The sequence below is a fragment of the Dehalococcoidia bacterium genome, from assembly GCA_035574915.1.
In the GTDB taxonomy this organism is placed as follows: Bacteria; Chloroflexota; Dehalococcoidia; order DSTF01; family WHTK01; genus DATLYJ01.
Genome location: DATLYJ010000105.1, coordinates 44,065 through 51,179 on the forward strand (window position 1 = coordinate 44,065; position 7,115 = coordinate 51,179).

Genomic DNA, 7,115 nt, shown 5'->3' on the forward strand with positions numbered 1-7,115 from the left:
GCTTACGGCAGCAGTTGGTCCTCGAGGTTCTCGAAGTCTTTCGGGGTCACGTGAAAGTCGGGCTGCGGCGAGAGGTCTCCGTCGTCGCCGGCGCCGGGCTCACCCGGTGCCGGGCTCACCCGGCGGCGGCACACAGGCCGAGAGCAGGCCGCCGTCATCGCCGCTCGCAAGTCGCTCGGGTGGGCCGCGACCATCAGCGCCTCCTCGGGGTCGACCGCGAGGAGCTCACGCCAGCCAGGTACGCGTCTCAAGAAGGCTCAGCCTTGCCCTCGCCCCTAGAGCCCCATGTTCCGCAGGAACGCGTCGGTGTTCGGTTCGCGGCCCAGGAACTCTCGCACCAGTACGTCGCCGTCGACGCTGCCGCCGCGCTCCAGCACCTTGCGCCGGTAGTCGAGGCCGATCGCCGGGTCCAGCGGGTTCGCCTCGAAGCGCGTGAACATGTCGTCGGCGAAGACCTCCGACCACTTATAGCCGTAGTAGCCGGCGTCGTAGCCGAAGAGGTGTCCGAAGCCGGCCTGGAAGTACGTCCCCTCCGGCATCGGGAATCCCGTGATCTGGTGCAGTTCCGCCGCGATGGCAGTCGTGTGCTTGCGGGCGCCGCCGGAGTGATAGGCGTAATCGAGTTCGCCGAAGAAGAGCTGCCGCGCGCAGAACACGGCGGAGTCCAGGTTCTTCGCCTCGATCATGCGCCCCAGCAGGTCCTTCGGCAGTGGCTCGCCCGTCTCCACATGGCGCGAGAAGCCGGCGAGCACCTCCGCCGACCACACCCAGTGCTCCAGCATCTGAGAAGGCGCCTCGACGAAGTCGCGCTCCGTCCTTGTGCCGGAGAAGCGCAGCCGGGACGCCTTCGTCAGTGTCTGGTGCAGGATGTGGCCGAACTCGTGGAACAGCGTCTCCACTTCCGTATGCCGAAGGAGGGAGGGCTCTTGCGGTGTCGGCTTCGTGAAGTTCGCCACGATGGCGCTCACGGGCTTCTGGTAGCCGCCGCCATTCAGCGACCTGCCCCCGACGAGCGTGAACGCCGCGGCGTGGCCGTACTTGTTCGGCCGGGGAAAGAGGTCCATGTAGAAGTGGGCGATCTCTTCGCCGGACTCGGCGTCGAGGATGCGGTAGAGGCGCACGTCCGGGTGCCACGCGTTCGCTGGCTCAACCGCCTCGAAGCGCACTCCGAAGACCGTCTGATAGACGTCGAACAGGCCTTTCAGGACCGCGTCCAGCGGAAAGTACTTCGCGACCTCGAAGTCGTCGACGGCGTAGCGGGTCTTGAGGAGGTAGTTGTGGTAGAAACGCCAGTCCCAGATGTGGAGGTTGGCATCCTCGCTGCGCGTGTGCTCGCGCTTGGCGGCCAGAAGGCCCTCCATATCGCGTACTCGCTTCGCCTCGATCTTCTGGCGCAGGTCGGTCAGGAACTCGCGCACGGCCTCCGGCCGCTTAGCCATCCGCACCTCGAGCACGTACGCGGCCCACGAGTCGTAGCCGAGCAGGCGCGCGGCCTCGTCGCGGATGGCGATCGCCTCTTCCAGGATGGGGATGTTCGCCTCGCCACCGCGCCGCAAGGACTTCACCAGCAGTTCCCGCCGCAGCTCCTCGATCTCGGCGTTGTCGAGGAAGGGGTGCAGCTCGGGGTAGTCGAGGGAGACGCGGTACAGCGTCTCGCCGTCCTGTTGCTCAGTCCGTAGCCGCGATATGTAGGCCTCTGGCAGGCCAATCAGCTCCTCCCGCGTCACGAGGATGGCATCGTCGTATGTATCGATGTTGCGCTGGAACTCGACGCCGAGTTCCACCAGCCGGTTCTTTAGCTCCTTGACGCGCTGCCGCTGATCCGCCGGCAGGTCAAACCCGTCGCGACGGTAGTCGCGCAGCGTGAACTCGAGGAATCGCTTGTCTTCCCCCGTCAACGACGCCGCCTCTGGAGTGCGCGCGAACTCCTGCACGGCCCTGTAGACATCCTCGCGGAACCCGAGCTCGATCTCGAACTTCTCGAGCTCCTCCCGCAGGACGTCTGCCGCCGCCCGCACCTCGGCGTCCTCGGCGACATAGGACATGAAGCCGTAGCGCCCGTGGGCACGCTCGATCAGGTCCGCTGCTTCCTCGAGGGGCAGTATCGTGTTAGCGAAGGTGCGCTGGCCGGCCGGCACCGCGAGCATCCCGTCGATGACCCGGTTGGCCGCCTCGATGGCCTCGGACTGCGCGGCCCTGATCTCGGCCGCCGTGGGTACGCGGAAGTCGATCATGCGAGTGCTCTCCGCCTACGAGGGGTCTTGGAACGACGCGAGTGTAGCACGCGCGACCTACCGGCCCCCGCACCGTGATTGAAACAGCCTCGGGCCGGATGTAATGTTCGGCTGACGGTGCGACCAAGCCCCGAGGAGGACCCGCATGACCACCACTGAGGTATCAGCCCCCCACGCCTTGTTCGAGAAGGCCGGCCGTGTCGGCATCATCACCCTGAATCGCCCCGAGCGTCTCAACGCCTGGTCGGGCGAGATGGCCGCCCTCATCCGCAAGTACATCGCCGAGTGCAACGAGGACTCGAAGGTAGGAGCCATCGTCCTGACCGGAGCCGGCCGCGGCTTCTGCTCCGGCGCGGACCAGGGGCCGCGCGACCCCAACCGTGAGCCCCTGGCGACTACGCCGCCGGACGCCGACCAGCTGGCCGACTTCATGACGCGCTCCAAGCCGATCATCGCCGCCATCAACGGTGTCGCCGTTGGCGTCGGCTTCACGCTGACGCTCGCCTGCGACCTCCGCATCGGCTGCGAGAACACTCGCCTCTCTGCCCGCTTCGTGCGCGTCGGCCTCACGCCCGAGTTCGGCTCCACGTGGTTCTTGCCTCAGATCGTCGGCCTCTCCAACGCGGCGGAGATGATCCTCACCGGCCGGATCGTCGACGCCGACTACGCGCAGCGCATCGGCCTGCTCAACTACGTCGTGCCGAGCGAGAAGCTCATGGAGAAAGCCCTCGAACTGGGAGAGGAAATCGCCTTCAACCCGCACTGGCATGTCCTGCAGTCCAAGCGCCTGCTCTACGCCAACGCCACCGAGAGCAACATGCGCATCGTGCATCTGGCGGAGACGCAGATCTTCGCCGCTGCCGGCCGCACGCCCGCCCGCCAGGAAGCCGCCCTGGCCTTCCGCGAGAAGCGCGAGCCCGACTTCCACAAGGACGACTAGCGCAGGGCGTGAGGTGGACGGCGGAGCACAAACATACGTCCAGCGCGGCCAGCCTCCCCCACTCTGGCGCAGTAGTGCCAGCTTCAGGTCCTCCTCCCCGCCCGGCGGAGAGGGGGATGCCGGCAGCCAGCGGTCACCTCCGCTCGCGCGGGCGTGAACTCGGCCTTGAAGACAGGGAGAGTTCCCTTGGTGAGTCTGCTAAGCTAGTCAGCGTCCGCAATGGCCGCGATACGTGTCGGCGTTGACCGGCTATGAGACTGACACGTATCATGCGGGCTTGACGTAAAGTTCCCCCGCCGTTTAGGAGCTTCGTCTGAGTCTACTGCGCATTCCTCGCGCCAGGAGTCGCCGTCAGGCTCGCGTGGTTACCGGGACCGCCCTGGTCCTGGCCACCGGCGTGGGCCTTATCGCCCTCTTCTGGCTCGCGCGCCCTCTCGATAGCATCCAGAAGCGCGTGTCCGACCTTGCCCTCTTTCGCGAGCAAGCGGGGACCTCGGGCATAGTCATCGCTGCCATCGACGAGACCAGCCTTCAGACGCTCCAGCGCTCTCCCCAGCCGAACCTCCTGCACGCTCGCGCGGTGACGAACCTCAAGTCCGCTGGCGCTATCGTCATCGCCTTCAACCTGCTCTTCACCGAGCCCTCCGCCGACGATTCCGCCTTCGCCGAGGCCATGAAGGAAGCCGCGAACGTTATCCTGCCCGTGGCCGGCGTGCAGCCCCTCGGTACCTCTCCGTCGGAACGCTACGTCCACCAGGCCACCCTTGCGCCGCCGGAACCCCTGCGCAGCGCTGCCCAACAGCTCGGGCACGTCAACTTCCCGCCCGACGACGACGGCGTCCTGCGGCGGCTGCCGCTCTACATCAAGGGCGTCGACGGCGCCGAATATCCTTCACTCCTCGTGGCGGCCCTCTTCGCGCAAACTCGCAGCAAGGCGCCAGCGAAGGCCCCCATCGAGGACGGCAAGGTCAACCTCCTCAACCAGCGGATACCTGTCGACGCGGCCGGAGCGATGCGTCCCCTCTTCTCCGCCCGCCTGGAGGACTTCGAGCGCTTCTCCTACGCCGACGCGATCGCCGGCCGCCTTCAGCCGGGCCAGCTCCAGGGCAAGACCGTGCTCATTGGCTTTACGGCCGAGGCCACGGGCGACCGGTACATCACGCCTCTCTCCGGCTCTCCCGAGCCCGGCGTCGTGGTGCTCGGCAACGTCCTCGACAGCCTCCAGGACGGCGTCTATGTCCGCGAAGCAAGCCGCGGCGTCATCGCGCTCGCCCTGCTCCCTCTGGTCGCGGTAACGATGTACGCAGTGCCGCGTTTCAACGTGAGGGTGACGGCGCTCCTCCTGGTGCTGGTGGCGCTCCTTACCTACCTGATTTACATAGCCCTCTTCAACAGCGACCAGAAGGTCATCATGAACTTCGTCTATCCCGCGCTCCTACTGCCGGCGATGTCGCTCGTAGGCCTGGGCTATCGCTTCGCCGCCGAGCGCACCGACCGCCGGGAACTGGGCGACCTTTTCGGCCGCTATGCCTCGCCCCAGGTCATGCAGCAGCTCACCGAGTCTGCCGACCGCGGCGAGCTGAACCTGGGCGGCACCCTGCGCGAGGTCACGGTGCTGTTCGCGGACCTCCGGGGCTTCACTGGCGTCTCGGAACGCCTTCCCCCGGACGAGGTCGTCCGATTCCTGAACGCCGCCTTCGACATCATGATCACCAGCATCGTCCGGAACGAGGGCATCGTTAACAAGTTCGGCGGCGACATGGTCATGGGCGTATGGAACGCCCCTAACGATGTCGACGACCACGCCGTCAAGGCTTGCCGCGCCGCCGCGGAGGCCCTGGCCGAAATGGCCGCCAGGAACCTGTCCATCCCCGACGACCCGGACGCGAAGTTCGGCTTCGGGATCAACTCCGGAGAGGCAGTTGCGGGGAACGTCGGTTCTGCCGGCCGCCTCGAGTACAGCGTAATCGGCGACCCCGTGAACGTCGGCTCGCGGCTCTGCGGCATCGCCGGCGGGGGCGAGATCTACATCGGCGAGCGCACCCGGGAGTTGGCCGGCAATCGCGTTGAGGTCGAGCCCCTGGGTCCCCAGACCCTCAAGGGGCGCAGCCGGCCCGTCGAGACGTATCGAGTGCTCAGCGTCGAAGGACGTGTCGTGGTGAGTCAGCCCCTTGCCGCGGCGGGGTCCTGATGCGGCTTCGCCGGCGCGTCCTGTCCGTCCTGGGCCTGGGCCCGCTGTTCTTCGTGGCCTCGATCCTCTTACCCCTCGGTGCCGCCCTCTACCTCATCTTCTTCGCTGAGGCGCCGGTACCCATAACCAGCGCCATCCTCTCGACCGTCAACAACGTAGTCGAGGTACAGGGGGTCAACGAAACGGACTTCCGGCGGGCGGAGGAGCAGCAGGTCCTGGTGTCGGGCGATGGCGTCAGGACCTCTAAAGAAGGCAGGGGCGTCATCACCTTCGTCGATGAGAGCAGCATCGTCCTCGAGCCTGACAGCCAGCTGCGAATTCTCCCTCCGGCCCGGCGAGGCGGAGGCCTGATTAACCGCTTCAGTCAGTCGTTCGGGACGTCCTGGTCTCAGCTGTCGGCGCTGGCCGGAGGCAGCTACGAGATCAATACTCCAGCCGGAGTAATCTCGGTACGCGAGGGCGCCATCCTCCGGGTCGGCGTGGGACGCACCGAGGAGGGCAGGGCCGCGGTGCAGGTCGTCGTCCTCGAGGGCGAAGCGGAAGTACGGTCCTCCGCGGGCGACGGGCGCTCGGTCGTGGTCGGGGCCGGCGAGACGGTCCGCGCCGTCGAAGGCGAAGGAGTCGCAGACCCGGAGGCCTTCGTGCCAGACAACGAGATCGTCCTGCGTCTTTTCTCCCCCTTCTTCATGCTCGTAGCCGAGCCTGCCTCCGGGCTCTCGACCGGCCTCCTGCCCCCGGGCATCGCCCTCCGCCAGATCCCGCTCTCCGCGACCACCGCTGGAGGCGTCGATCCGCAGACTGTCCGCCTCAACGAAGTCAGGCCGGGCACTTACACCATCTACCTCCTGCCGAAGCGGCAGGGCGGCTTTTTTACCGTGACGGCGGACGGCCGTTCGCTGCAGGGTCCCATCTTCGCTGACGCGCGCGACGGCGAGACTGAGGGCTGCGAGTGGCTATACCTGCTCCTCACAGTCGATCTCGACGCTGAGGGGCTCCTCAGCTTCGGCGAGCTGCAGGGCCCATTCCCGCTGACCCGCATGCCAGGCGTCATCGGCCGCGAGATCGACTCCGACTGCCCGCCGCCGCGTCCCATTGCCCAGGTTGCGGCCGCCCAGGCGACGCCAACTCCGCCTCCGACAGCAGTTCCGCCAACACCAGTACCCACGCAGCCGCCGCCGCCGACCGAGGTGCCGGAGGAGCCGACGCAGGTCCCGACCGCGGCGCCATCCCCAACCGCCCGGGCGACGAGTGAGCCCGAGTTTCCGGAGCCGACGATGGCGCCCACGGTCGCACCAACCCCGCCGCCGCGGCCCGATATCGGCATTACCCCGATCGAGGAGAGCGTTGCGGGAAGCTTCGACCCCGGCCTGCCGCTGCTCCTGGCAATGGCGCCTGGCGTCGGCTACGCCATCGTTGCTGCTTTGAGGCGTCGGGGGGTTCGCCGATGAGCTACCAGGAACGGGAGCTGCGGGCCCGAAGGCGGGAGAGGGTGGTGATGAGCATCCTCAGCCTGCTCATCCTGGCCACACTCCTTGGCGGCTACTTCTACATCCGCGCTACTCAGGAGGAGACGGGCAAGCTGGCCGTGCTTTCCACATCCCAGGTCACGATCGGGGTAAATGAGACATCTACTCCCGCGGAAGAGCCAGCCGCCCCCGAGCCGTCGCCGGCTCCTACGCCCCGCCCGGCTGCATCCGGCCGCGCGCCGGGGCCAGCGATCTCGTCCCAGGTCCTGGGCGAATCCTCCGAG

At 67.2% G+C, this 7,115-nt stretch carries 6 protein-coding genes; 4 read left to right on the forward strand and 2 right to left on the reverse strand.

The window, feature by feature from the left end:
- Window positions 1-2: 2 nt before the first annotated feature.
- Complete coding sequence (locus VNN10_09990; GenBank protein ID HXH22350.1) at window positions 3-251, reverse strand: hypothetical protein; 249 nt, start codon at window positions 249-251, stop codon at window positions 3-5.
- Between the two features lie 24 nt (window positions 252-275).
- Complete coding sequence (locus VNN10_09995) at window positions 276-2,234, reverse strand: M3 family metallopeptidase (protein ID HXH22351.1); 1,959 nt, start codon at window positions 2,232-2,234, stop codon at window positions 276-278.
- Window positions 2,235-2,379: 145 nt separating this feature from the next.
- Between VNN10_09995 and VNN10_10000 the strand changes: the two genes are divergently transcribed.
- The 4 genes from VNN10_10000 to VNN10_10015 all read left to right on the forward strand — a co-directional run.
- Complete coding sequence (locus tag VNN10_10000; protein HXH22352.1) at window positions 2,380-3,174, forward strand: enoyl-CoA hydratase-related protein; 795 nt, start codon at window positions 2,380-2,382, stop codon at window positions 3,172-3,174.
- Window positions 3,175-3,535: 361 nt separating this feature from the next.
- Window positions 3,536-5,365 carry an adenylate/guanylate cyclase domain-containing protein gene (locus tag VNN10_10005; protein ID HXH22353.1) on the forward strand — a complete coding sequence of 610 codons (1,830 nt, stop codon included), beginning with the start codon at window positions 3,536-3,538 and terminating at the stop codon, window positions 5,363-5,365.
- Window positions 5,365-6,813 (forward strand): FecR family protein, encoded by a 1,449-nt coding sequence (locus VNN10_10010; GenBank protein ID HXH22354.1) that lies wholly within the window; start codon window positions 5,365-5,367, stop codon window positions 6,811-6,813. The genes VNN10_10005 and VNN10_10010 overlap by 1 nt, the downstream gene beginning before the upstream one ends.
- A partial coding sequence (locus VNN10_10015) for a hypothetical protein (GenBank protein HXH22355.1) occupies window positions 6,810-7,115 on the forward strand: 306 nt, incomplete at its 3' end. The genes VNN10_10010 and VNN10_10015, both read left to right, overlap by 4 nt.